The following is a 23572-nucleotide window of genomic DNA, read 5'->3' on the forward strand; positions in this document are numbered from 1 at the left end:
CCCCCCCCCCCCCACCCCCCCCCCCCCCCCCCCCCCCCGCCCCCCCCCGCCCCCCCCCCCCCCCCCCCCCCCCCCCCCCCCCCCCCCGGCCGCGCGGTGCTCTCGCAGGAGTACCTCGGGGTGCTGATCGCCACGGTCGTGCTCATCCTCGCGATCGGCGCGTTCTACCCGCGGTTCCTCGAGTTCGACCAGCTCATGGCCATCCTCAACCAGGCCACCTACATCGGGATCCTGGCCTGTGGCATGGCGTTCCTGCTCGCGATGCGGGAGCTGGACCTCTCCGTCGGCTCGGTCTACGCCCTGACCGCCCTGGCCTGCGCGATGCTGGTGCAGAGCGGGCTCAACTCGTGGCTGAGCGCCCTGCTGGCGATCGTGGTCGGTGGGGTGCTGGGTCTGTTCAACGCCCTGCTCATCCAGTACTTCAAGCTGCCCTCGATCGTGGCCACCCTCGCCACGCTGGCCATGTTCCGCGGGCTCACCCTGGCGCTCAGCGACGGCACGCAGGTGCTCGGGCCGCCGGTCGACGACTCCTTCTCGCAGGTCGTCGGTGGCAACGTCGCCGGCGTCCCCGTCCCCGGGATCGTCCTCGTCCTGGTCGCGGTGGTCCTCACCGTCGTCCTGCGGGCGACGCCGTTCGGCTACCGCATCCGGTCGATCGGGTCCAACCCCGAGGCCGCCGCCTTCAGCGGCATCCCGGTCAACCGCGTCCGCATGCAGGCCTTCGTGCTCAGCGGCGCGCTGGGCGGGCTCGCCGGGGTGCTGACCATCGGCTACCTGGGCGCCTCGGACCCCAACACCGGCAGCGGCTACGAGCTGCTCGCCATCGCCGCCGCGGTCATCGGCGGCACCTCGCTGGCCGGCGGCAAGGCCACCATCGTCGGCGCGGCGCTGGGCGCGGTCCTGCTCGGCGTCGTGGGCAGCGGCCTGGCCTACTTCAGCGTCCCGATCAACTGGAACCAGTTCGCCACGGGCGCGGTCATCCTGGCCGCGGTCTCACTCGACAGCGTGGTCCGCCGCCGGCGAACGGCCGGCCGGACCAGCGGCCCGCAGCTGTAGGACCGGCGCCGGGCCGCCGGCGTCGACCCCCGAACACCCAGGCGAGTCCTCGCTCCGCGTCGCCTGGGCACCCCACCCCGCCCGGCCACCCGGGCACACCCCCCAGGAGGAACATCGTGCGCACACGTTCGGCGGGGACCGGTCGCACCGGTCCCGCACTGCGGGCCTCCCGCCCGCTGATCGCCACGGCCATGGTCGTGCTCGTCGCCGCCTGCGGCAGCAACGGCGGCGGTGGCGGTGGCGGTGGGGGAGGTGGTGACGCCGCCGCGGCCGAGGACCTCAACATCGCCTTCATCGCCGCGGACGGCAGCCAGAACTTCTCGCAGGAGATGCTGGCCGGTGCCGAGGCCGCCGGTGAGGAGCTCGGCGTCGACGTCCAGGCCATCGCGCCCACCAAGCTCGACGGGCCGGCGCAGGTCAAGATGTTCGAGGACGCGATGCGCACGGCCACCGACGGCATCGCGATCATGACGCTCACCCCGGACCTGCTGGTGCGGCCCGAGGCGCGCGCGGTGCAGCAGGGCATCCCCGTGCTGGCCGTCGACACCGCCCCGCTGCCCGGCTCCAACGTGACCAGCTACCTGGGCAACGACAACGTCGCGGCCGGGGCGATGCTCGCCGAGGAGGCGATCCGCCGCCTGCAGGAGGCCGGGACCACGACCGGCTCGGCCGTCGTCGCCAGCCCGATCCCCGGCGTCCCGGCACTGGACAACCGGGCGCTGGGCATGAAGCAGGCCTTCGAGCAGGGCATGTCGGGCTTCCAGGTCGTGGGCCCGGTGGCCAGCGCGCCCGACCCGACGTCGAACTTCAACACCTGGAACAACCTGGTCTCGGCCAACAGCGACGCCTCGGTGTTCCTCGACGCCGGCGACGCCGCCCTCGCCTCCCTGGCCCGCATCAACCGGGACAACGGGGGCCGGTTCCTGACCGGCGCCTTCGACCTCAACGAGGCCGGGGTGCAGGCGGTGGCCGACGGCACGAACTTCGCCGCCGCCGACCCGCAGCACTTCCTCAAGGGCTACCTGGCCACCCGGCTGCTCATCGAGAACGCCCTCGGCGAGCGTGAGCTGTTCGAGGGCTGGTGGGTGAGCACGGCCGAGCTGGTCACCCAGGAGAACGTCGCCGACATCCAGGCCCGCCAGGAGTCGGACGAGAACAAGCGCGAGTACTACGGCGACATCATCGACGAGCAGCTCGCCAACCCGCCCATCAAGGACCTGGAAGAGGCGAACTAGCCGTGCTGGAGGCGCAGGACATCCGCAAGGCCTACGGCGGGGTCGTCGCCCTGGCCGGCGTCGACCTCACCGTCCGGCCGGGGAGCGTGCACGCGCTGCTGGGGGAGAACGGCGCGGGCAAGTCGACGCTGGTCAAGGTGCTCGTCGGCGCCGTCCGGCCGGACGCGGGTGTCCTGCGCCTCGACGGCCGTGAGCTGCGCATCGGCAACACCGCCGACGCCGTCGACCAGGGCATCGCGGTCGTGTCCCAGGAGCTGAGCCTGTTCCCGGACCTCGACGTGCTGTCCAACCTGTTCCCGATGCGGGAGATGCGCCGCGGTCCCCTGGTGGACCGGCGGCGGATGGCCGAGCGGGCGCGGCCGGTGCTCGACGAGCTCGGGCTCGACGTCGGGCTCGAGGACCCGGTCGAGCACCTGCCGCTGGACCAGCGCCAGCTGCTGGAGATCGCCCGCGCGCTGGTGACCGACCCGCGGGTGCTCATCCTCGACGAGCCCACCTCGGCGCTGCACGCCGAGGAGGCCGACCGGCTGCACGCCGTCGTGCGCCGGCTCCGGGCGCGCGACGTCGCGGTCGTGTACGTCTCCCACCACCTGGAGGACGTGCTCGCCGTGAGCGACGAGGTCACGATCATGCGGGACGGCCGGGTCGCGGTGCCGTCCGCACCGGCGAGCACGCTCACCGTCGACCGGATCGTCGCGCACATGCTCGGCGACAAGGTCGCGGCCATCGTCGAGGAGCGCTCCCACCATGGGCAGGCGATCGACGACGGGGGACCGGCGCTGCGGCTGGAGCGGGTCACCGTGGAGGGGCAGCTGCGCGAGGTGGACCTCGCCGTCCCGTGCGGCCGGGTCGTCGGCCTGGCGGGCGTCGCCGGCGCCGGTCACCGGGCCGTGCTCGGCGTCGCGGCCGGGGTCGTCCGGCCCGACGAGGGTCGGGTGGTCCTCCCGGACGGCGCGGCGCTCAAGCCGTCCATCCGCGGGGCGATCAGCCAGGGGGTGGCCATCGTCTCCGGGGACCGCAAGCGCTTCGGGGTCATGCTCGACAAGCCGATCTGGGACAACGTCGGCCAGGTCGGGTCGGTGGCGCTGCGCCGCGACGGGGCCTTCGTCCGGTCCGCCCGGCTCAAGGAGCGTGCCCGCGAGCACGTCGAGCGGCTGGGCATCAAGACGCCGTCGGTCGAGCAGGAGGTCGGCATGCTCTCCGGCGGCAACCAGCAGAAGGTGGTCTTCGCCAAGTGGCTGGAGGCCGCGCCCTCGGTCCTGCTGCTCGACGACCCGACACGGGGCATCGACGTCGGCGCCAAGGCGGAGATCTACAACCTGCTGCGCGGGCTCGCCGACCGCGGTGCGGTGCAGATCGTGGCGTCGTCCGACCCGCGGGAACTGGCCGCGGTCTGCGACGAGGTCGTCGTGTTCTACGACGGCCGGGTCTGCGCCCGCCTGACCGGCCGGCACCTGGACGCGCACACCATCCTGGAGGTCATGAACACCGGCGTCCCGCCCGAGGGGGTCGGCACCCCGGGCTGACCGGCCGGCGGGCGGCGGTCAGCCGGGCCGGCGCCCGGTGACCAGCCACGCCGCGGACCCGTAGGTCACGCCGTCGGGGCTCTCGTGCGCCGCGAGCGACCCGCGCAGGGCCCCGACGGCCTCCTCCCGGCGCCCCGGGTCCAGCCCCTCCAGCATCCAGCCGAGCTGACGGAGCAGGAACACCTCGGCGTCGGCCGCGTCCCTCCCGAAGTACATCGGGAGCTCCAGCGACTCCAGGTGCACGTCGCGGAAGCCGGCCGCGGGCAGGAGGTCGGAGATCCGCTCGGGGTCGCTGAGCGCGAAGGGGCCCGGCCGGCCGGGCGGCGGCAGCGGGAACTCCCGGCCCGCGGCGAGCGCGTCCCGGCAGGCGGTGATCCACTCGTTGCGCTCCAGCGACTGCCACGTGAGCAGCACCAGCCGGCCCCCCGGCCGCAGCGCGTCGCCGATGTTGCCGAGCGCCGCGACAGGGTCGGCGAAGAACATCGCGCCGCTGCGGCTGATCGCCACGTCGGAGGCCCCCGGCTCGAACCGGTGCACCTGGGCGTCGGCCTGCAGGAACGTGACGTTGCCCAGCCCGGCCGCGCGGGCCCGAGCCCGGGCGACCTCGAGCATCCGGGCGGAGAGGTCCACCCCGAGGACGTGCCCGTCCGGGGCGAGCCGGGCGGCGTCGACGGTGGTCCGCCCGTTGCCGCACCCGACGTCGAGCACGCGGTCGGCCGAGCCGATGGCGGCCGCGGCCAGGAAGAGCGGGTGGTACGCGCGGACCGCGTCGTCGAAGCGGTCGGCGGAGGCGGCCCACTGGGCGCCCTCACCGCCGTCCCACGCTCGGGCCTGTTCGGCGTTGCCCGGAGCGACACGGAGCGTCGTTGTGTCGGTCACCGTGGTCACCTTCTCGGCGGCTAGTCTGCTCCCGAAGGGACTATGCGTTCGGCGTACTCCCCTTGGGAGGACCATGTCAACCCCTGGCGCGCTCACCACGACCTCGTACGCGATCCTCAGCCTGCTCGCCGTCCGGCCGTGGAGCACCTACGAGCTCACCCGGCAGATGGACCGCAGCCTGGGCCGGATGTGGCCGCGCGCGCAGAGCAAGCTCTACGAGGAGCCCAAGAAGCTGGTCGCACACGGCCTGGCGACGGCGCGCACCGAGCCGGTGGGGAAGCGGTCGCGCACCGTCTACTCGATCACCGACGCCGGCCGCGAGGCGCTGGCCGCGTGGCACCGCGACCCCGGGAGCGGCCCGGTGCTGGAGTTCGAGCAGCTGCTCAAGATCAGCTTCGCCGAGCACGGCACCCGGGAGGACGCGCTGGCCACGCTGGCGGCCGCGCGGGCGTGGGCCGAGGAGCGCAACCAGGAGAACCGGTCGGCTGCGGAGGCCTATGCCGCGGGGCGGGGCCCGTTCCCGGAACGGCTGCCCGAGGCCATGCTGGCCGGTCGTTTCCTCACCGACTTCTACCGGCTGGTCGCCGACTGGGCGGACTGGGCCAGTGCCCAGGTGGCGGACTGGCCCGACGACCCGACGGCCGCCCGTGCCGACGAGGCCGAGGTCGCCGAGATCGCCCGCCGGGCCGACTGGTGACGCCGCGCCGGCCGGAGGACCGGTGACCGGCAGCGCCCTCCGCCGGGTCGACGCCGCACTGGAGTTCGCGCCGCGGGGACGCCGGGCGGTGCCCTACATCGTGCTGAACGTCCTGACCGCCAACCTCGTCGCCGTCGCCGTCGTCGCCCTGCTGCTGTTCGCCCTGTCCGCCGGTGCCCGCGACCCCGCCGGACGGACGGCCATCGTCCTGTCGGCTGTCGGCTACCTCGCCCTGGCCCTGCCGCTGGGCATCCTGGCGGTGCTGCGCCGGCAGCGGCTCACCGCCGCCTGGTTGCGGGAGAGCCGGCCGCCCCGGCCCGAGGAGGCCGCCCAGGTGCTCCGGCTGCCGGTGGACGTCGCCCTCGTCGTCGCCCTCGGCTGGCTCGGGGGCGCGGTGGTCGTGGGGGTCGTGGGCGCGGTCGCCTCGCAGCTGTCCCTCGTCGGACTGCGGTTGGGGCTGGCCGCGCTGCTCGGCGGAGTGGCGACCTCCGGCCACTGCTACCTGCTCACGCTGCGGCTGACCCGGGGACTGACCGCCCGGGCCCTCGCCGCGTACCCGCCGGCCGGCGCGCTGGTCCTCGGCGTGCGGCCGCGGCTGCTGCTCACCTGGGCGCTGACCAGCGGCGTCCCGCTCGTGGGGCTCACCCTGCTCTTCCTCGACCCGAGCAACCCCCAGGGCCCGCGCGAGGGTGCCGTCGTGTTCCTCGTCCTGGCGTCGCTGCTGATCGGCTTCGTGGCCACCCACCTGGCGGCCCGGGCGGTGGGCGCGCCGCTGCGCGACCTGCGCCGGGCGGTGCAGCGGGTCGGCGAGGGCGACCACGACGTGCGGGTCACGGTGGACGACGCCGGCGAGATCGGCCTGTTGCAGGAGGGCGTCAACACCATGGCGGCGGGGCTGGCGGAGCGGGAGCGGCTGCGCGACCTGTTCGGCCGGCACGTCGGGACGACGGTCGCCCAGCGGGCCCTGGCCACGGGCGTCTCCCTGGGGGGCGAGGTCCGCACGGTCGCTGCCCTGTTCGTCGACATCGCCGGCTCCACGACACTCGTGCGGCGCACCGGACCGGAGGAGATGGTCGGCCTGCTCAACCGCTTCTTCGCCGTCGTGGTGGCGACCGTGGAGGACGAGGGCGGCCTGGTGAACAAGTTCGAGGGCGACGCGGCGCTGTGCGTCTTCGGTGCGCCCACCGACCACCCGGACCCCGCCGGGGCGGCGCTGCGGGCGGCCCGGCGCATCTGCACCGCCGTCGCCGCCGCGGGCGAGGTCGACGTCGGCGTGGGGGTCGCCTGTGGCCCGGTGTGGGCCGGTCAGGTGGGTGCGGCCAGCCGGCTGGAGTACACGGTGATCGGCGACCCGGTGAACGAGGCGGCCCGGCTCACCGACCTGGCCAAGGACCACCCCGGCCGCGCCGTGGTGTCCAACAGCGTGATCCGGGCCGCCCGTGGCCACGAGGCCCAGTACTGGGCGCCCGGCACGGTGGTCGAGCTGCGTGGCCGGGACGAGCCGACGCAGACCTGGGTGCTGACGATCGGCTGAGGGGGTCACCGTCCCGAGCCCACCAGGGGCGGGGGACGGCGGCCCCGTCCAGAGGCTCGCCGCGAGCCTGCGAGCGGTGAGGAGGACGGGGTCCTTCTAGACGGCGGCGGCCTGCCCGCCCCCGGTCGGCATCCGCCCCGCGGTCGGGTGGGACTTCACGACCACGAGGACGTCGTCGGGCTGCAGCGTGCCGATCAGCGGGTCGTCGAAGCGCAGCGTCCGCCCGCCGCGGGTCACCGACAGCACGATGTCGCGCAGCTGCCGCGGCCCGAGGCCGACCTCGTCGGCGGTGACCCGCCGCTGCTTGAGGTCGAGGCCGTGGCCGCCGGTGACGAGGTCCTCGACGACGGCGACCACCCGCGGGGCGTCGGTGGACAACCCCAGCAGCCGGCCGGACGTCGCCGACGTGGTGATGACCGTGTCCGCGCCGGACTGGCGCAGCAGGTTGGCGTTCTCCTCCTCGCGCACCGAGGTGGTGATCGGGACGCTGGGGTTGAGCTGCCGCACGGTGAGGGTGATGAGCACCGAGGCGTCGTCCCGGTTGGCCGCGACGATCACCGCCCGGGCCCGCTCCACCGAGGCCCGGCGCAGCACCTCGGTGCGGCCGGCGTCACCGACGATCCCGGTGAGTCCGACGGAGTTGGCCTCGTCGATGGCACGGGGCTCGGGGTCGACGACGACGATCTGCTCGAGCGGGGTGCCGTTGGCCTGCAGGGAGCGGATCGCGCTGCGCCCCTTGGTGCCGTAGCCGCACACGATGACGTGCTGGCGCACGCGGGACCTCCAGCGACGGATGCGGAACTCCTCCCGCGAGCGCGCGGTCAGCGCCTCGAGGGTCGTTCCGATGAGGACGATCAGGAACATGATGCGCAGCGGCGTGATCACCAGGATGTTGACCAGCCGGGCGCCGTCGGTGATCGGCGTGATGTCGCCGTACCCGGTCGTGGACAGGGTGACCGTCGAGTAGTAGATCGCGTCCAGCAGGCCGATGCCGACCTGGTCGCCGTCGCGGTAGCTGTCCCGGTCCAGCCACACGATGAACACGGTGAACGCGAGGACGATCGCCGCGATGACGACCCGGCGCCACACCTGGCGGGTCGGGGACTCCTCGACGTGCGCCAGTTGGACGCCGGCGTGCTCGGGCGTCCCGTCACCGGTCGGCATGGTCACCCCGCGGACGATAGTGAGCCGACGGCGCTCCCGCGTGAGCGCCGCACCCCTCCGGGTGAGTCGGAGGGGTGCGGCGGCCGGCGCCGGGTGGGGTCAGCCGCCGGTGGCCGCGGCGCGCTCCCGGGCGGCCAGCTCCCGCTTGAGCACCTTGCCCGCCGCCGACACCGGGATGGCGTCGATGAAGACGACGTCGCGCAGCCGCTTGTAGGGGGTGACCCGCTCGTTGACCGCGGCCATCACCGACTCCGCGGTGAGCGCGGCACCGGCCGCGTCGCCCCTGCGGACGACGTAGGCCACCGGCAGCTCCCCCGCCTGCTCGTCCGGGCGGCCGACCACCGCGGCGCCCGCGACCCCGGGCACGCCGAAGAGGACCTCCTCCAGCTCGCGCGGGAAGACGTTGTAGCCCTTGTAGAGCAGCATGTCCTTGGTGCGGTCGACGATCGACAGGTAGCCGTCCTCGTCGAGCACCCCCACGTCGCCGGAGTGGAACCAGCCGTCGGCGTCGATCGCCTCGGCGGTGGCCTCGGGTCGGTGCGCGTACCCGCGCATCACCTGCGGGCCGCGGATGCACACCTCGCCGCGCTCGCCGGGCGGCAGCGGGTCGCCCCCGCCCAGCGGCCGGATGCTGATCTCGGTGTCGAAGACCGGCACGCCGACGGTGCCCGCCTTGCGGGTGCCCGAGCGGAACGCCGGGTTGCCGGTGGCCTGCATGGTCACCTCGGTCAGCCCGTACCCCTCGCCGATCACCGCCTCCGGCAGCAGCGCCCGCAGCGCCTCGATGAGGGGCACCGGCAGCGGCGCGGCACCGCTGGAGACCCCGCGCACCGACGACAGGTCGGCCTCGGCGATCCCGGGGACCTGCAGGAGCGCGACGAACACCGGGGGAGCGCCGCCGATGGAGGTCACCCGGTACCGGACGGCGTCCTCGACGTAGCGCACCGGGTCGAAGCGCATGTGGATGACCGTCGTCGTCCCTGCCATGACCAGGCCGTTGAGGTAGCCGATGGCGCCCATGGCGTGGAACCACGGGGTCAGGTTGATGATCCGCCCCTCGCCGAGCCGCGTGGGGACCTCGTCGGGGCCGAGGACCTGGCGCAGCGTCACGTCCCCGGCGGCGTCGAGTTCCGGCAGCGACCCCGACGACCAGCAGCCCGACTGCAGCACGTTGGTGACCACGTTCCGGTGCGGCAGCTCGACGCCCTTGCTGACCCCGGTGGTGCCGCCGGTGTAGGCCAGGTGCGCCAGGTCGGTGGCGACGTCGAGGTCGGCGTCGAGGTGGCGGTCGGAGGGGTCGGCGGCGAGCAGGTCGGCGAGGTCGACCTCGCCGGGGTCCAGTCCGTCGAGGCGGGCGGCGAGGTCGGCGGTGTGCGCGGCGCCGGTGACCACGACGGTCTCGACCGCGGTGCCGGCCAGCGCCGTCCGGACGAGGGGCAGGACCTGGTCCCAGGTGACCAGCACGCGGGCGCCGGCGTCGGTCAGCTGCGCGGCGAGGTCGGCGGCGGGCAGCAGCGGGTTGGTGGGGGAGAAGGTGGCCCCGGCCAGCAGGACGCCGTAGTAGACCGCCGGGTAGTGCCGGCAGTTGGGCACGTGCACCGCGACGACGTCACCTCGGCCGACGCCTGCGTCGGCCAGCCAGTTGGCCACCGCGTGCGCCCGGTCGGCCAGCTCGGTGAACGTCAGCTCGGCACCGGAGTCGACGAACGCCACCCGATCGCCCCAGCGGCGCGCCGCCGCCCGCAGGATGGAGCCGACCGGTACCGCCGGGTAGTCCAGCGCGCGCGGCAGGCCCGGCGGCCAGCTGTGCGCGGAGGGGCTCGGCGGGGCCTCGGTGGCGGTCATGCGGGTCCTCTCTCTGCGGAGGCCCCCAGCGTGGCGCACGTCACAACGCGTGTCGAGAGCCCACCGTGGGTGAGGATGGGTCGATGAGTGACCAGCGCACGGCCCTGTCCTCGGCGGTGGCGGCATCACCGGCATCGCCTGGGAGATCGGCGTCCTCGCGGGTCTCGCCGAGGCGGGGACCGACCTCACCGGTGCCGACCTCGTCGTCGGCACCTCCGCCGGGTCGGTGGTCGGCGCGCAGGTCACCGCCGGCGCGGACCTGGAGACCCTCCACGCCCGCCAGCTCGAGCCCCCGACCGGCGAGAGGGCGGCGCGGATGACCCGCGCGGCGCTGGCCCGCTACGGCTGGGCGATGCTGCGAAGCCGCGGCAGGGACGTCGAGTTCCGCCGCCGGGTCGGCGCGCTCGCGCTCGCCGCCGAGCAGGCCGGGCTGACGCCCTCCGAGCAGGAGCGGCTCGACGTCATCGGCTCCCGGCTGGTCAGCACCGAGTGGCCCGACCGGGCGCTCACCACCACCGCCGTCGACGCGCAGACCGGCGAGTTCCGGACCTTCACCCGGGACTCGGGCGTGCCGCTCCTGCTGGCCGTCGCCGCGAGCTGCGCGGTGCCGGGGGTCTATCCGCCGGTGACCATCGACGGCCGCCGCTACGTCGACGGGGGCATGCGCTCGGCGGCCAACGCCGACCTCGCCGAGGGCTGTGACCGGGTCGTCGTCCTCGCGCCCATCCCGCGCGGCGTGGGGCCGATGGCCAGCGTCGACGCACAGGTGACCGGGATGGTCGCCCGCGTCGCCGTCGTCTCGCCGGACGAGGCGTCGCGGACGGCGATCGGGCGCAACGTCCTCGACCCCGCCGCGCGGGCCGGGTCGGCGCGGGCGGGACGGGCCCAGGCGGCGAGCGTGGCCGAGCAGGTCGCCGAGGCCTGGCAGGGCTGAGCACGGCGCCGTCCAGGGCACCGCCCCGAGCGTGCGAGGGGTGGGGAGGACGGGGTCCTCCTCCCACTCAGGTGATCGGGTCGGCGACGAGCGAGCCGGCGGAGTGCTCCTCGCGCAGGCGGGTCTTGAGCACCTTGCCGCTGGGGTTGCGCGGCAGCGCCGGGACCAGCGAGTACTCCCGCGGGTTCTTGTAGCGGGCCAGCCGTTCCCGGCACCAGGCGGAGAGCTCGGCCGGTGTCGGCGGGTCGGCCGGGTCCCGCGGGGCGACGACGGCGTGCGGCGCCTCGCCGTACCGGGGGTCGGGGACGCCGATCAGCGCCACCTCGCCGACCTTCGGGTGGGCGGCGAGGACGTCCTCGACCTCGGCGCAGTACACGTTCTCCCCGCCGGTGATGATCATGTCCTTCTTGCGGTCGACGACGTAGAGGTAGCCGTCCTCGTCCTGCCGGACCAGGTCGCCGGAGTGGAACCAGCCGCCCGCGAAGGCCTCCGCGGTCGCCTCGGGCTTGCCCCAGTACTCCTTCATCACCATCGGGCTGCGGTAGACGATCTCGCCGACCTCGCCCTGAGGGACGTCCTCCACGGCGTCGTCCACGATGCGCACCTCGACGTTGAGCATCGGGGTGCCGATCGAGCCGATCTTGCGCACGGCGTCCTCGCCGCGGAGGAAGCAGGTGACCGGGCTGCACTCGGTCTGCCCGAACGCGGTGACCACCTCGGCCTGCGGGAACGTGTCGATCATCGTGCGCAGCAGCGTCGTCGACGCCGGGGCGGCACCCCAGGAGATGCGCCGGAGCGAGGAGAGGTCGCGCTGCGCGATGTCGGGGACGGCGACCACCGCGGCCCACATCGCCGGCACCAGGAAGATGTTGGTGACCCGCTCGCGCTCGATGAGGTCCAGCGTCGCCACCGGGTCGAACCCGCCCGACCGCAGGATGACGTGCGTGCCGCCGAGCAGCAGCGGTGGCAGCCCGCCGGCCAGCCCGGCGATGTGGAACAGCGGCGCGCCCGGCACGGCGACCCGGTCGCCGGGGTCGACGCCGAGGTGGGTGACCTGGCTGAACGCGTGCACCAGCAGGTTGCGGTGGGTGAGCACGGCGCCCTTGGGGCGGCCGGTCGTGCCGGAGGTGTACATGATGAACGCCGGCGCGGCCTCGTCGACCTCGACGTCGGGCGGCGGCGCGTCGGCGGCGGCGAGCACCGCCTCGTACTCGTCGCCGATGGTGAGCACGGTGCGGACGCCGGGCGCCTGCTCGCGGGCCTTGGCCGCCACCTCGGCCGTCGCCGCGTCGACGACCATCGCCGCGGCGCCGCTGTCGGCGAGCACGTAGGCGACCTCGTCGGCGACCAGCCGGAAGTTGACCGGCACGACGACGGCCCCCAGCCGCACCCCGGCCAGGTATGCCTCCCAGACCTCGAGGGAGTTGAGCCCGTGGACGGCGAGCCGGTCGCCGGTGCCCAGGCCCCGGTCGGCCAAGGCGCGGGCCAGCCGGCCCACCCGGTCGTCGAGCTCGGCGAAACTGCGCCTCGTGCCCTCGAACAGGAGGGCGACGGCGTCCGGCGTGCGCCGTGCCCAGCGGGCCAGCTGGTCGCTCGCGGTCATGCCGCGGCCCGGTAACCGGGGGATCTCGACGGCCACGGGTCCTCCTCGCAGAGTGGGACCCGCGTCATGCTCACGACGACCTCGGCCGCGGTCAACCCTGACCGTCAGGGGCCTTCGTGGGCGAGCACCCGTTCGGCGAGCCGCTTCCACAGTCCCAGGTGCGGGTCGGTCGCGGCCGGGCGGTCCTCGAACGCGTACACGATGGCGACGCCGCGCATGCTGGTGAACAGCAGCTCGCAGGTCTCGGCGTAGAGCGGGGCCGCGGCGATCTCCGGTCCCCAGATCTCGTCGGCCACCGCGCGGATGGCCGCCCGCAGCCGCCGCTCCTCGGCCCGCAGCGCCGCACGCAGCTCGGGGTCGGTGCGCGCCGCCGTCCACAGCTCCACGGCGGCCCAGAACGGCGGCTCCTGGAACGTCGCCCACATCAGGTCGATGGCGCGGTCGACCCGCTCGGGGCCGGCCGGCTGGTCGGCCATCAGCGCCGCGGCCCGCTCCCGGACGGCGGCCAGCACGGTGGTCGACAGGTGCTCGGCGGCGGCCACCAGCAGCTCGGCCCGGCTGGGGAAGTGGTGCAGCAGCCGCCCGCGGGACACCCCCGCCCGCGCCTGGACGGCCAGGGTCGAGGCGCCGGCGTAGCCGTCCTCCACCAGGCAGGCGACCGCCGCGTCGAGGATCAGCGCGCGGCTGCCGGCGGTCCGCGCCGACCGCGAGCGGGGGCCGGACGGCGCGGCGGGGTCGGCGGTCACCCGCGCGAGCGTAGGGGGAGGCGGCACTGCCGAACAGTCACCGTTGACCGTTCCGGGTGACCGCTGTCACGCTGCGGCCGGACCCGCCCGGCTGAGGAGAGGCGCCGCCCGTGGACTTCGACGACACCCCCGACGAGGCGGCCTTCCGCGCCGGCGTCCGGGCCACCCTCGCCGAGCACGCGGCCGAGCTGCTGCACGTCGGCCCCGGCGAGGAGGCGGTCGACGCACGCACGCACGAGGCCGCGCTGCGCCGCTCCCAGCGGGTGCTGGCCGAGGCCGGCCTGGTCGGGATCACCTGGCCCCGGGAGTACGGCGGCCGGGGCGGCACGCTGGTGCAGCAGGCGATCGTGCAGCAGGAACTGGCCCGCGCCGGCGTGCCGACGCTGATCAACCACATCGGCCTGGGCATGTGCGGTCCCACCGTCATCGGCCACGGCAGCGAGGACCAGAAGCGGCGCCACCTCGCCCGTCTGCTGCGCGCCGACGACGTGTGGTGCCAGCTGTTCAGCGAGCCGGCGTCCGGCTCCGACCTCGCCGCGCTGCGCACCACCGCCGTGCGTGACGGCGAGGAGTGGGTGGTCAACGGCCAGAAGGTCTGGACGACGCTGGCGCACGTCGCCGACCTGGGCCTCCTGCTCGCCCGCACCGACCCCGACCGGCCCAAGCACGCCGGGCTGACGATGTTCGTCGTCGACATGCACGCCCCCGGGGTGACGGTGCGCCCACTGCGCCAGATGGTGGGCTCGGCCGGCTTCAACGAGGTCTTCTTCGACGACGTCCGCATCCCCGACAGCGAGCGGCTCGGCGAGCCGGGGGAGGGCTGGCGGGTCGCGCTCACCACGCTGATGAACGAGCGGGTGGCGATCGGCGGCGCCGGCAGCGACCTCGGCCTGCCGGTCGAGGCCCTCGTCGCCACCGCCCGCGACCGGCTGCCCGGGCTCGACCCCGCCCGGCAGGTCCTCGCCCGGCAGGCGGTGGGCCGGGCGGTCGTCGCCTCCCTGGCCACCCGCTACACCGGGTACCGGCGGTTCACGGTGCTCAGCCAGGGCGGCGTGCCCGGGCCGGAGGCGAGCGCGGGCAAGCTCGCCGGCACCGCCGCGGCGAAGCTGGTGGCCGACGCCGGCGTCCGGCTGCTCGGCGACGACGCGGTGTACGCCGCCACCGCCGACGGTGACGACACCTGGCAGCGCACCCAGGGATACCTGCCGGGGCTGGCCATCGCCGGCGGCACCGACCAAGTGCTGCGCAACATCCTCGGCGAGCGGGTGCTGGGGCTCCCGCCCGAACCGCGCAGCGACAAGGACGCGCCCTTCGCCGGAGGCAGGCGGTGAACTTCGACCTCGGCCCCGACCAGCGCGACGCCGCCGCGGGCGCCCGCGACTTCTTCCGCGGCACGGCGTCGGCCGCCGCCGCCCGCGCCGCGCTGGAGGGCGGGGCGGTCGCGCCCGGCCACGACGCGCTGGCCGGCATCGGGTTCCTGGGCATCCCCGTGCCGGAGTCCGCGGGCGGTGCGGGCGGGTCGGTGCTCGACCTCGCCGTCGTCGCCGAGCAGGGCGGGGCGGTGCTGGCCGGGCCGTCGCTGGTCACCGCCGCCCGGGCGGCCGTGCTGCTGGCCGAGCACCCCGACCTCGCCGCGCAGCTGGCCGACGGGTCCGCGCGGTTCGCCGTCCTCGACGGGCCGGTGACCGGCTCGGCGCCGTCGATCGACGCGGCCGGGGCGACGCTCTTCCTCGGCCTGGACGACGGCGCGCTGGTCGTCGGCGAGGGCGAGGCCACCCCGGGCCGGCCCATGGACGCCACCCGCGGCCTGGCCTCGGTCCGGCTGACCTCCCGGCGGGTGCTGGCCGACGACGCCGCAGCGCTGTGGGCCCGCGCCCGGCAGGTGGCCACCGTGGTGCTCGCCGCCGAGGACCTCGGCGCCGCCGACGAGGCCGTGCGGATGGCCGTGGAGTACGCGCAGCAGCGGGAGGCGTTCGGCCGCCGGATCGGCTCCTACCAGGCGGTCAAGCACATGCTGGTCGACGCCTGGGTCGGGGCCGACCAGCTGCGCTCGCTGGTGTGGTGGGCGGCGTGGGCCGCCGACGCCGCCCCGGACGAGCTCCCGCTGGCCGCCTCGGCCGCCAAGGCGCAGGCCGCCGAGGCGTTCGAGCGGGCCGCCGAGACCTGCATCCAGGTGCACGGGGGCATCGGCTTCACCTGGGAGCACGACGCCCACCTGTACTGGCGGCGGGCGAAGGTCGACCGGCTGCTGCTGGGCGACGCCGCCGAGCACCTGGACACCGTCGCCCGCCTCGCGGTCGCCGGCGCGCTGGGATGACCCCGACCCAGCTGCGGTACGAGGTCGGCGAGGGGATCGCGACGATCACCCTCGACCGGCCCGACCGGAGAAATGCCTTCACCGCGGTCATGGCCACCGAGCTGGCCGCCGCGGCCGCGGCCGCCGACGCCGACGACGCCGTCCGGGTGGTCCTGGTGACCGGCGCCGGGAGGGCGTTCTGCGCCGGCGCCGACCTCGCCGGCGGGGAGAGCACGTTCCGGGACCGCGCGGCGCGCCCGGACCCGGTGCCCCGCGGCACCGTGGGCGGCGTCCCGCGGGACTGGGGCGGGATCGCGTCACTGCCCTTCGCCGCGCTGCGCAAGCCGGTGGTCGCCGCGGTCAACGGCCCTGCCGTCGGCATCGGCGCCACGCTGACCCTGCCGATGGACGTCCGTATCGCGGCGCTGTCGGCGCGGTTCGGGTTCGTCTTCCCCCGGCGCGGGATCGTGCCCGAGGCCGCGTCGTCGTGGTTCCTGCCGCGGGTGGTCGGCATCAGCCAGGCGATGGAGTGGGTCGCCACCGGCCGGGTCTTCGACGCCGCCGAGGCGCTGCGCGGCCGGCTGGTCTCCCGCGTCGTCCCCGACGCCGACCTGCTGCCCACCGCGCGGGCGCTGGCCCGGGAGATCGCCGACAACACCTCGGCGGTGGCGGTCGGGGCGGCGCGGCAGCTGCTGTGGTCGATGCTCGGCGCGGCCTCGCCGTGGGACGCCCACCGGGCCGAGTCGCGGGCGCTGGTCGAACTCGGGGCCGGCCCCGACGCCGCCGAGGGCGTGGCCTCGTTCCTGGAGAAGCGGCCCCCGCGGTTCGGCACGCCCCTGGGGGACGGCGCGGTCGCCGGCGTCCCGCGCTGGCCCGACCCGCCCGCCGACGCCGCGCCCTAGCGGAGTGCGGCGACGCAGGGGACCTGCACGGTGGCACTCCGGTGGACCGGTTTGTCGACCCCGGTTGCGAGGGCAGGAGCGCGCGTGTGGACACCGAGATCACGCTGCGGGTCGACGGGGCGGCGCACCCGCTGAGCGTCGACACCCGCACCACCCTGCTCGACGCGCTGCGGGAGCGGCTGCGCAACACCAGCCCGAAGAAGGGCTGCGACCACGGCCAGTGCGGCGCGTGCACCGTGCTGCTCGACGGCCGCCGGGTCAACAGCTGCCTGGTGCTGGCGGTCACCGTCGACGACGCCGAGGTCACCACGTCGAACGGGCTGGCCGCCGACGGTGAGCCGCACCCGCTGCACCGCGCCTTCGTCGAGCGTGACGCCTTCCAGTGCGGGTACTGCACCCCCGGCCAGGTCTGCTCGGCCGCGGGCGTGATCGAGGAGGCCCGGGCCGGCTGGCCGAGCGCGGTCACCGGTGACCTCGCCGCCGACGAGGTCCGGCTCACCGACGCCGAGATCCGCGAGCGGATGAGCGGCAACCTGTGCCGCTGCGCCGCCTACGCCAACATCGTCCCCGCGGTGGCCGACGTGGCCGAGGCGAACGGGGTGCGCCGGTGAGGGAGTTCCGCTACGAGCGCGGCACCGACCCCGCCGCCGCGGTCGCGCTGCTGGCCGCCGAGCCCGGGGGCGCGTTCCTCGGCGGGGGCACCAACCTCGTCGACCTGATGAAGCTCGGCGTCGCCACGCCCGACGTGCTGGTCGACGTCCGCACGCTCACCTCCCGTGAGGTGACCGACCTCCCCGACGGCGGGCTGCGGATCGGTGCCGGCGTCCCCAACGCCGACCTCGCCGCCGACCGGCGGGTTCGCGAGCGGTACCCGGTGCTGGCCCAGGCGCTGCTCGCCGCCGCCTCCGGGCAGCTGCGCAACCGCGCCACCACGGCCGGCAACCTGCTGCAGCGCACCCGGTGCGGCTACTTCACCGACGTCACCAAGCCGTGCAACAAGCGCAGCCCCGGCAGCGGCTGCGGCGCGCTCCGCGGTCTGCACCGCAACCACGCGATCCTCGGGCAGACCCTCGAGGGCCCCGGCACCTGCGTGGCCACCCAGCCCTCGGACATGGCCGTCGCGATGGTCGCCCTCGACGCGGTCGTGCGGGTGCTCGGCCCGGACGGCGAGCGCAGCATCCCGATCGGCCAGCTGCACCGGCTGCCCGGGGACGACGCCTCCCGCGACACCACGCTGCGGCACGGCGAGCTGGTCACCGCGGTCGACCTCCCGCCACTGGACATGCCCTCGCGCTACCGCAAGGTGCGTGACCGCGCCTCGTTCGCCTTCGCCCTGGTGAGCGTCGCCGCGGCGGTCTCGGTGGCCGACGGCGTCGTCGCTGACGTCCGGCTGGCTCTCGGCGGGGTCGCGCACAAGCCGTGGCGGGCCACCGCCGCCGAGGAGGCGCTGCGCGGGCGGCCGGCCACCGAGGAGTCCTTCGCCGCGGCCGCCGACGCCGAGCTGGCCGCGGCCACCCCGCTGCCGGACAACGGCTTCAAGGTGCCCATGGCCCGCAACGTCGTCGTCCGCACCCTGTCCGACCTGACGGGAGCCCGCGCATGACCACGCTGGAGCGCGTCCTCGGCGCGGGCATCGACCGCATCGACGGCCCGGCGAAGGTGCGCGGCACCGCGCCCTACGCCTTCGAGCAGGACCCGGGCGAGCCGATCGCGCACCTCGCGCTGGTGCAGAGCACGGTCAACCGCGGCCGGATCAGCCGCCTGGACCCGACCCGCGCCGAGGCCCGGGAGGGGGTCCTCGCCGTGCTCACGCCGGCCAACGCGCCCCGGTTGTCCGGCGACCTGGCCTCGGACCTGCCGGTGCTGCAGTCCCTGGACGTGCACTACCAGGGCCAGGTGGTCGCCGCGGTCGTCGCCGAGACCTCCGAGATCGCGCGAGCCGCGGTCGGGGAGGTGGCGGTCGGGTACGCGGCCGAGCCGCCGGACGTGCGGCTGTCGGCCGACCGGCCGGACCTGTACCCGCCGGCGCAGCTCATGGCCGGCTTCGACACCGACTCCGTGGTCGGCGACGTGGACGCCGCGCTGGCCGCCGCCGCGGTCACCTTCGACGCCACCTACGAGACGCCCACCCAGCACCACAACCCGATCGAGATGCACACCTCGATGGCCCGCTGGGACGGCGACACCCTGACCCTGTGGGACTCCAACCAGGGGCCGCACAACATCGTCAACGACCTGGTAGCCGGCTTCGGCCTCGAGGGCGGACACCAGGTCCGGGTGGTCTCGCCCTACGTCGGCGGGGCGTTCGGCTCCAAGGCGTTCACCCACCCCCACCAGGTCCTCGCCGCGATGGCCGCGCGGGTGGTGGGGCGCACGGTCGTCCTGGAGCTCACCCGGCAGCAGATGTTCAGCCTGGTCGGCCACCGCACCCCCACGATCCAGCGGGTCCGGCTGGGGGCCGACGCCGACGGCCGGCTCACCGCGATCAGCCACGAGGTCGTCGAGCACACCGCGCGGATCAGCGAGTTCGCCGAGCAGACCGCCACCCCGACGCGGATGATGTACGCCGCCCCGAACCGGCGGACGACGCACCGGCTGGCCCGCCTCGACGTCCCGCCGCCGACCATCATGCGGGCGCCGGGGGAGACCCCGGGGATGTTCGCGCTGGAGTCGGCGATGGACGAGCTCGCGCACGACCTCGGCGTCGACCCGGTCGAGCTGCGCATCCGCAACGAGCCCGAGCGCGACCCGGAACGGGACGTCCCGTGGTCGTCGCGGTCGCTGGTGCCGTGCCTGCGCACCGGGGCCGAGCGCTTCGGCTGGGCCGGCCGGGACCCGCGGCCCGGCGTGCGCACCGAGGGGCGGTGGCTGGTCGGCACCGGCGTGGCCGCGGCGACCTACCCGGCGAAGCGGCGCAAGGCCGACTGCCGCATCTCCGTGGACGGCCGGGGCCGCTACGTCGTCGAGATCGACGGCTCGGACATCGGCACCGGCGCGTGGACGGCGCTGTCGCAGATCGCCGCCGACGCGCTCGGGGTGGGCATGGGCGACGTCGAGCTGCGGATCGGGGACAGCCGGCTGCCCTTCGCCGGCGGCGCGGGCGGTTCCACCGGCACCGCCTCGTGGGGGTCGGCGATCGTGCTCACCGCTCGGGAGGTCCGGCGGCGGCTGGAGTCCCACGGCGGTCAGCTGCCGCCCGACGGGGTGACGGTGGACGGCGGCGTCCCGGGCCCCTCCCCGCACGCCGAGCGGTACTCGATGCACTCCTTCGGCGCGCACTTCGTCGAGGTGCGGGTCGACGCCGACACCGGGGAGGTGCGGGTGCCGCGGGCCACCTGCGTCTTCGCGGCCGGGACGATCGTGAACGCCAAGACCGCGCGCTCACAGTTCCTGGGCGGCTTCTGCTGGGGGCTGTCGATGGCGCTGCACGAGGAGTCGGTGCAGGACGAGGAGTTCGGCCACTACGCCAACCACGACCTCGCCGAGTACCACATCGCCACCAACGCCGACGTGGGCGAGATCGACGTCTCCTGGCTCGAGGAGGAGGACCCGCTGGTCAACGAGCTGGGGCTCAAGGGCATCGGCGAGATCGGCATCACCGGTGCCGCGGCCGCCGTCGCCAACGGCTACTGGCACGCGACCGGCAGGCGGATCCGCGACCTGCCCATCACCCCCGACGCGTTCTTCCGACCCTGAGCGGAGGGTGGGAGTGCAGGAGGCCTGCACTCCCACCCTCCGGCATCAGCCTGCGATCGCGGCGACGGGGGAGGTGCGGACGGCGCGGCGGGCCGGCAGCACCGAGGCCAGCAGCCCGGCGACCGTGGCGACGGCGACGATCGCGGCCACCTGCAGCCACGGGACGTCGACCACGACCTCCCCGGCCATGCCCAGCACCGACGCGGTGCCGGTCACCCCGTAGACCCCGCCCAGGACGACGCCCAGCACCGCGGCCACGCCCGAGACGAGCACCGCCTCCCACGCCAGCAGCGCGCGCAGCTGCCGGCGGGTCAGCCCGAGCGCCCGCAGCAGGCCGTTCTCCTGCCGGCGCTCCACCACCGACAGCGCCAGGGTGTTGCCGACCCCGATCAGCGCGATCACCACGGCCACCCCGAGCAGCCCGGTGACCACGAGCAGCAGCACGTCGAGCACCTCGTCCATCTGCTGCCGGAGGCTCACCACGCCGGTCACCTGCGCGTCGGTCGTCGCCGTCCCGACCGTGTCGGTGACGGCGTCCACGACCGCGGCCTGGTCCCCGCCGTCGGTCAGCCGCAGCCACAGCTGACTCACCGCGGCGTCCGGGGCCAGCCGGGCCAGGTCCGCGGCGAGGACGAGCGGCGGGGTGTCGCCGTCGACCACGCGGGCCCGGAGGTCCAGCGACCCGCCGGCTCCGGAGAGGGGGACCGGCGAGCCCTCGGTCACCGCCCAGGAGTCGGCCAGCCACCCGGGGAGCAGGACCTCGCCGGCCTCGGGCAGCGGGGTGTCGGCGGTGGACCGGAGCACCGGCACGGCGGTGGACACGTCCACCCCGGAGAAGGTCCACGGCTGCCCGTCGGGGCCGGTGAGGTCGGCAGCCGGCAGTGCCGTGCCGCGGGCGACCCCCTCGACGGCCGCCACCTGCCCGAGCAGGGACCCGGGCAGCTGCCCGGAGAGGCCCTCGACGACGACGTCGGCCGGGTAGGCCGCGGCCAGGCCGGCGGTGGCCGTGGCCCGCGTCGAGGCGGTGCCCACGACCATCGCCGTGGTCAGCGTGACCCCGATGAGCAACGCGGTGGCCGTCGCCGCCGTCCGGCGCGGGTTGCGGGTGGCGTTGCCGGCCGCCAGCCGTGCGGGCACGCCGGCGCGGGCGACGAGCCCGCCGGCCGTCCGGACCACCGGCGGCACCGCCCGCTGGGCCAGCAGCACGACGCCCAGGAAGCTGAGCACGCCGCCGGGGAGCGCGACGAACACGCTGGCCATCGCCACGCCGAGCGCCAGCAGCGCCGCGCCCGGCAGGAGCGGCAGCAGGCCGAGGACCAGCCGCAGCACCCCGGGCCGCGAGCGCAGCGGCGCCGGGTCGGCCGGCCGCAGCGCGGCCAGCGGCGCCACGCGGATGGCCGCCCGGGCGGGGGCGAGCGCGGCCAGCAGCGTGGTCAGCGTGCCGACCGCGAGCCCCGCGACGACGGCGGACCAGGGCACGGACACCCCCGACAGCGGCACCGGGGACTCGACGCCCTCGGCCAGCGCGGAGACGGCGGCGGCCAGCCCGATGCCCGCGCCGACGCCGAGCGCGGAGGCCGCCAGCCCGGTCAGCACCGCCTCGCCCAGCACGCTTCGGCGCACCTGGCGGGCGGTCGCGCCGACGCAGCGCAGCAGCGCGAGGTCTCGGGTGCGCTGGGCGAGCAGCACCGCGAAGGTGTTGGCGATGACCAGCCCGGCGACGACGACCGCGACCGTGCCGAAGACCAGCAGCACCGCGGCCAGCGCCGTGGCGTTGCCCAGCATGCTCGCCGCCCGCTGCTCGGCCTGCTCGGTGCCGGTGCGGACGGTCACCACCCGGCCGTCGAGCGTGGCCCGGACGTCCGCGGCCAGGGCGGCGCCCCCGGTGCGCGGCCAGCCGGCGACGCGCAGCTCGGTCGGGTCGACCGCACCCCACGCCCGCGCCTGCGCGGGGGTGGTCCAGGCGCGGCCGTAGAGGCCGGCCTCGGGGTCGCCGCCGAGGTCGACCACGCCGGTCACCGTCGCCGGCGCGGTGGTCTCGGTGCCGTCGGCGGCCACGCCGACCACCTGCAGCACGTCGCCGACCTCGGCGCCGACCCGCTCGCTCACCGCCAGCTCGCCGTCCCGGTCGGGCAGGGAGCCGGCCGACAGCCGCTGCCAGCGCAGCGCCGGTTCGTCGGCGACGGCGCCGACCACGAGGAACTGGGATCCCGTCCGGCCGGTCACGCCCGCCTGGACCGACGTCTGCCACTCCGGCGCCACGGCCTGCACACCGGGCAGCTCGGTGAGCGCGGCCACGTCGCCGGCCAGCGACGTGCCGTCGTCGGAGGTGACGACGACGTCGGTGCCGACGTACTGGGCACCCGCGGCGGTGAGCACCGTGGCGCGGGTCGTCTCGTTGAGCACCAGCGTCGCCACGACGAAGGCGACCGCCAGCACGATCGCCACACACGAGGCGACCAGCCGGGCCGCGTGGGCGCGGACCGACGCGAGGGTCACGGAGCGCACGTCAGGCCCCCAGGCCGCGGAGGGCGGACACGACCGAGTCCGGGGTCGGCCGCTGGACCTCGCCCGCCAGCCGGCCGTCGGCGAGCAGCACCACCCGGTCGGCGTAGGCGGCCGCGATCGGGTCGTGGGTGACCATCACGACGGTCTGGCCGGTCTCCCGGACGCTGCTGCGCAGGAGGTCCAGGACCTCCGCGCCGGCCCGCGAGTCGAGGTTGCCGGTGGGCTCGTCGGCGAACACGACGTCGGGGCGGGGGAGCAGTGCACGGGCGACGGCGACCCGCTGCTGCTGGCCGCCGGAGAGCTCCGGAGGACGGTGCCGCAGCCGCTCCCGCAGGCCGAGCCGGGCGACGACCGCGTCGAACCACGCGGGGTCGGGACGGCGGCCGGCCAGCTGCAGCGGCAGCACGATGTTCTCCCGCGCGTCGAGCACCGGGAGCAGGTTGAACGACTGGAAGACGAAGCCGATCCGCTCGCGCCGCAGCCGGGTGAGCTGGTCGTCGGGCAGCCCGGTCACGTCGGTGTCGCCCAGCCAGACCTGCCCGCCCGTGGGGGTGTCCAGCCCGGCCAGGCAGTGCATGAGCGTCGACTTGCCCGACCCCGACGGCCCCATGATCGCGGTGAAGGCCCCGCGGTCGAAGTCGACGTCCACCCCGGCGAGCGCGCGGACGGCGGTCTCACCGCTGCCGAAGGTCTTCGCCAGGCCGCGGGCGCGGACGGCGGCGGCCGAGGGCGGCGGCTCGCCGGGCACGGTCATGACGGGGACGGGAGCGGACACGAGGGCACCTCCGGGACGGGGATGGGAACGGGGACCAACCTGCCGGGCGGGACCCGCAGCCCGCGTCGGAGCGCGGGGTGATCCCTCGGTCCGCCCCCGGTCCGACCCGGCGTCCTCCCGCGGACGGATGCGTTGACGTGCAGCCTCTCGGCTGCCTATCGTGACGTGCAGCCGGA

The 23572-nt window shown here is 75.6% G+C and carries 19 protein-coding genes; 12 read left to right on the plus strand and 7 right to left on the minus strand.

The genetic code is table 11. The annotated features are described in order from the left end of the window. The first annotated feature begins 120 nt into the window (after positions 1-120). From ACI79C_RS16065 to ACI79C_RS16075, 3 genes are all read left to right on the plus strand, one after another. Positions 121-1056 carry an ABC transporter permease gene (locus tag ACI79C_RS16065; protein WP_456946667.1) on the plus strand — a complete coding sequence of 312 codons (936 nt, stop codon included), beginning with the start codon at positions 121-123 and terminating at the stop codon, positions 1054-1056. A 116-nt stretch (positions 1057-1172) separates the two neighbouring features. Beyond that, the gene (locus ACI79C_RS16070; RefSeq protein ID WP_456946668.1) at positions 1173-2291 is read left to right on the plus strand and encodes a sugar ABC transporter substrate-binding protein; all 1119 of its coding nucleotides are present in this window, start codon (positions 1173-1175) and stop codon (positions 2289-2291) included. A 2-nt stretch (positions 2292-2293) separates the two neighbouring features. Further along, positions 2294-3817: a sugar ABC transporter ATP-binding protein gene (locus ACI79C_RS16075; RefSeq protein WP_456946669.1), complete on the plus strand. Its 1524-nt coding sequence runs from the start codon at positions 2294-2296 to the stop codon at positions 3815-3817. 18 nt (positions 3818-3835) lie between these two features. Here ACI79C_RS16075 and ACI79C_RS16080 read toward each other — a convergent pair whose 3' ends face one another. Beyond that, on the minus strand, positions 3836-4696 hold the full coding sequence (locus ACI79C_RS16080; RefSeq protein WP_456946670.1) for a class I SAM-dependent methyltransferase: 861 nt from the start codon (positions 4694-4696) through the stop codon (positions 3836-3838). A gap of 73 nt (positions 4697-4769) precedes the next feature. On the opposite strand from ACI79C_RS16080, the gene ACI79C_RS16085 reads away from it, so the two are divergent. Both ACI79C_RS16085 and ACI79C_RS16090 read left to right on the plus strand, forming a co-directional pair. Further along, positions 4770-5393 carry a PadR family transcriptional regulator gene (locus ACI79C_RS16085; protein WP_456946671.1) on the plus strand — a complete coding sequence of 208 codons (624 nt, stop codon included), beginning with the start codon at positions 4770-4772 and terminating at the stop codon, positions 5391-5393. A 22-nt stretch (positions 5394-5415) separates the two neighbouring features. Next, the gene (locus ACI79C_RS16090; RefSeq protein WP_456946672.1) at positions 5416-6927 is read left to right on the plus strand and encodes an adenylate/guanylate cyclase domain-containing protein; all 1512 of its coding nucleotides are present in this window, start codon (positions 5416-5418) and stop codon (positions 6925-6927) included. A 96-nt stretch (positions 6928-7023) separates the two neighbouring features. Here ACI79C_RS16090 and ACI79C_RS16095 read toward each other — a convergent pair whose 3' ends face one another. Then, the gene (locus tag ACI79C_RS16095) at positions 7024-8091 is read right to left on the minus strand and encodes a potassium channel family protein (RefSeq protein WP_456946769.1); all 1068 of its coding nucleotides are present in this window, start codon (positions 8089-8091) and stop codon (positions 7024-7026) included. Positions 8092-8190: 99 nt separating this feature from the next. Beyond that, complete coding sequence (locus ACI79C_RS16100) at positions 8191-9936, minus strand: class I adenylate-forming enzyme family protein (protein ID WP_456946673.1); 1746 nt, start codon at positions 9934-9936, stop codon at positions 8191-8193. Between the two features lie 145 nt (positions 9937-10081). On the opposite strand from ACI79C_RS16100, the gene ACI79C_RS16105 reads away from it, so the two are divergent. After that, complete coding sequence (locus ACI79C_RS16105) at positions 10082-10870, plus strand: patatin-like phospholipase family protein (protein ID WP_456946770.1); 789 nt, start codon at positions 10082-10084, stop codon at positions 10868-10870. 67 nt (positions 10871-10937) lie between these two features. Here ACI79C_RS16105 and ACI79C_RS16110 read toward each other — a convergent pair whose 3' ends face one another. Together ACI79C_RS16110 and ACI79C_RS16115 are read right to left on the minus strand one after the other, a co-directional pair. Further along, positions 10938-12473 carry a long-chain-fatty-acid--CoA ligase gene (locus ACI79C_RS16110; protein ID WP_456946674.1) on the minus strand — a complete coding sequence of 512 codons (1536 nt, stop codon included), beginning with the start codon at positions 12471-12473 and terminating at the stop codon, positions 10938-10940. A gap of 104 nt (positions 12474-12577) precedes the next feature. After that, positions 12578-13219, minus strand: a complete 642-nt coding sequence (locus tag ACI79C_RS16115; RefSeq protein ID WP_456946675.1) for a TetR/AcrR family transcriptional regulator — start codon at positions 13217-13219, stop codon at positions 12578-12580. Between the two features lie 110 nt (positions 13220-13329). Here ACI79C_RS16115 and ACI79C_RS16120 point away from each other — a divergent pair, with 110 nt between their 5' ends. From ACI79C_RS16120 to ACI79C_RS16145, 6 genes are all read left to right on the plus strand, one after another. Beyond that, a complete protein-coding gene (locus ACI79C_RS16120; protein WP_456946676.1) occupies positions 13330-14550 on the plus strand; it encodes an acyl-CoA dehydrogenase family protein in 1221 nt (406 codons plus the stop codon). Continuing rightward, positions 14547-15536 (plus strand): acyl-CoA dehydrogenase family protein, encoded by a 990-nt coding sequence (locus ACI79C_RS16125; RefSeq protein ID WP_456946677.1) that lies wholly within the window; start codon positions 14547-14549, stop codon positions 15534-15536. The genes ACI79C_RS16120 and ACI79C_RS16125 overlap by 4 nt, the downstream gene beginning before the upstream one ends. Beyond that, entirely contained in the window at positions 15533-16417 is an 885-nt protein-coding gene (locus ACI79C_RS16130; protein WP_456946678.1) for an enoyl-CoA hydratase-related protein, read from the plus strand. Before ACI79C_RS16125 ends, ACI79C_RS16130 begins: the two co-directional genes overlap by 4 nt. Positions 16418-16503: 86 nt before the next feature. Next, positions 16504-17028 (plus strand): 2Fe-2S iron-sulfur cluster-binding protein, encoded by a 525-nt coding sequence (locus ACI79C_RS16135; RefSeq protein ID WP_456946679.1) that lies wholly within the window; start codon positions 16504-16506, stop codon positions 17026-17028. Next, positions 17025-18020, plus strand: coding sequence for an FAD binding domain-containing protein (locus ACI79C_RS16140; RefSeq protein WP_456946680.1), 996 nt, complete (start codon positions 17025-17027; stop codon positions 18018-18020). Before ACI79C_RS16135 ends, ACI79C_RS16140 begins: the two co-directional genes overlap by 4 nt. Further along, complete coding sequence (locus tag ACI79C_RS16145) at positions 18017-20113, plus strand: xanthine dehydrogenase family protein molybdopterin-binding subunit (RefSeq protein WP_456946681.1); 2097 nt, start codon at positions 18017-18019, stop codon at positions 20111-20113. Before ACI79C_RS16140 ends, ACI79C_RS16145 begins: the two co-directional genes overlap by 4 nt. A 45-nt stretch (positions 20114-20158) precedes the next feature. On the opposite strand, the gene ACI79C_RS16150 is transcribed toward ACI79C_RS16145, so the two are convergent. Together ACI79C_RS16150 and ACI79C_RS16155 are read right to left on the minus strand one after the other, a co-directional pair. After that, the gene (locus tag ACI79C_RS16150; RefSeq protein ID WP_456946682.1) at positions 20159-22612 is read right to left on the minus strand and encodes an FtsX-like permease family protein; all 2454 of its coding nucleotides are present in this window, start codon (positions 22610-22612) and stop codon (positions 20159-20161) included. Positions 22613-22622: 10 nt separating this feature from the next. Further along, positions 22623-23396 carry an ABC transporter ATP-binding protein gene (locus tag ACI79C_RS16155; RefSeq protein WP_456946683.1) on the minus strand — a complete coding sequence of 258 codons (774 nt, stop codon included), beginning with the start codon at positions 23394-23396 and terminating at the stop codon, positions 22623-22625. Positions 23397-23572: the final 176 nt, after the last annotated feature.

It is taken from the genome of Geodermatophilus sp. SYSU D00697, assembly GCF_054050175.1.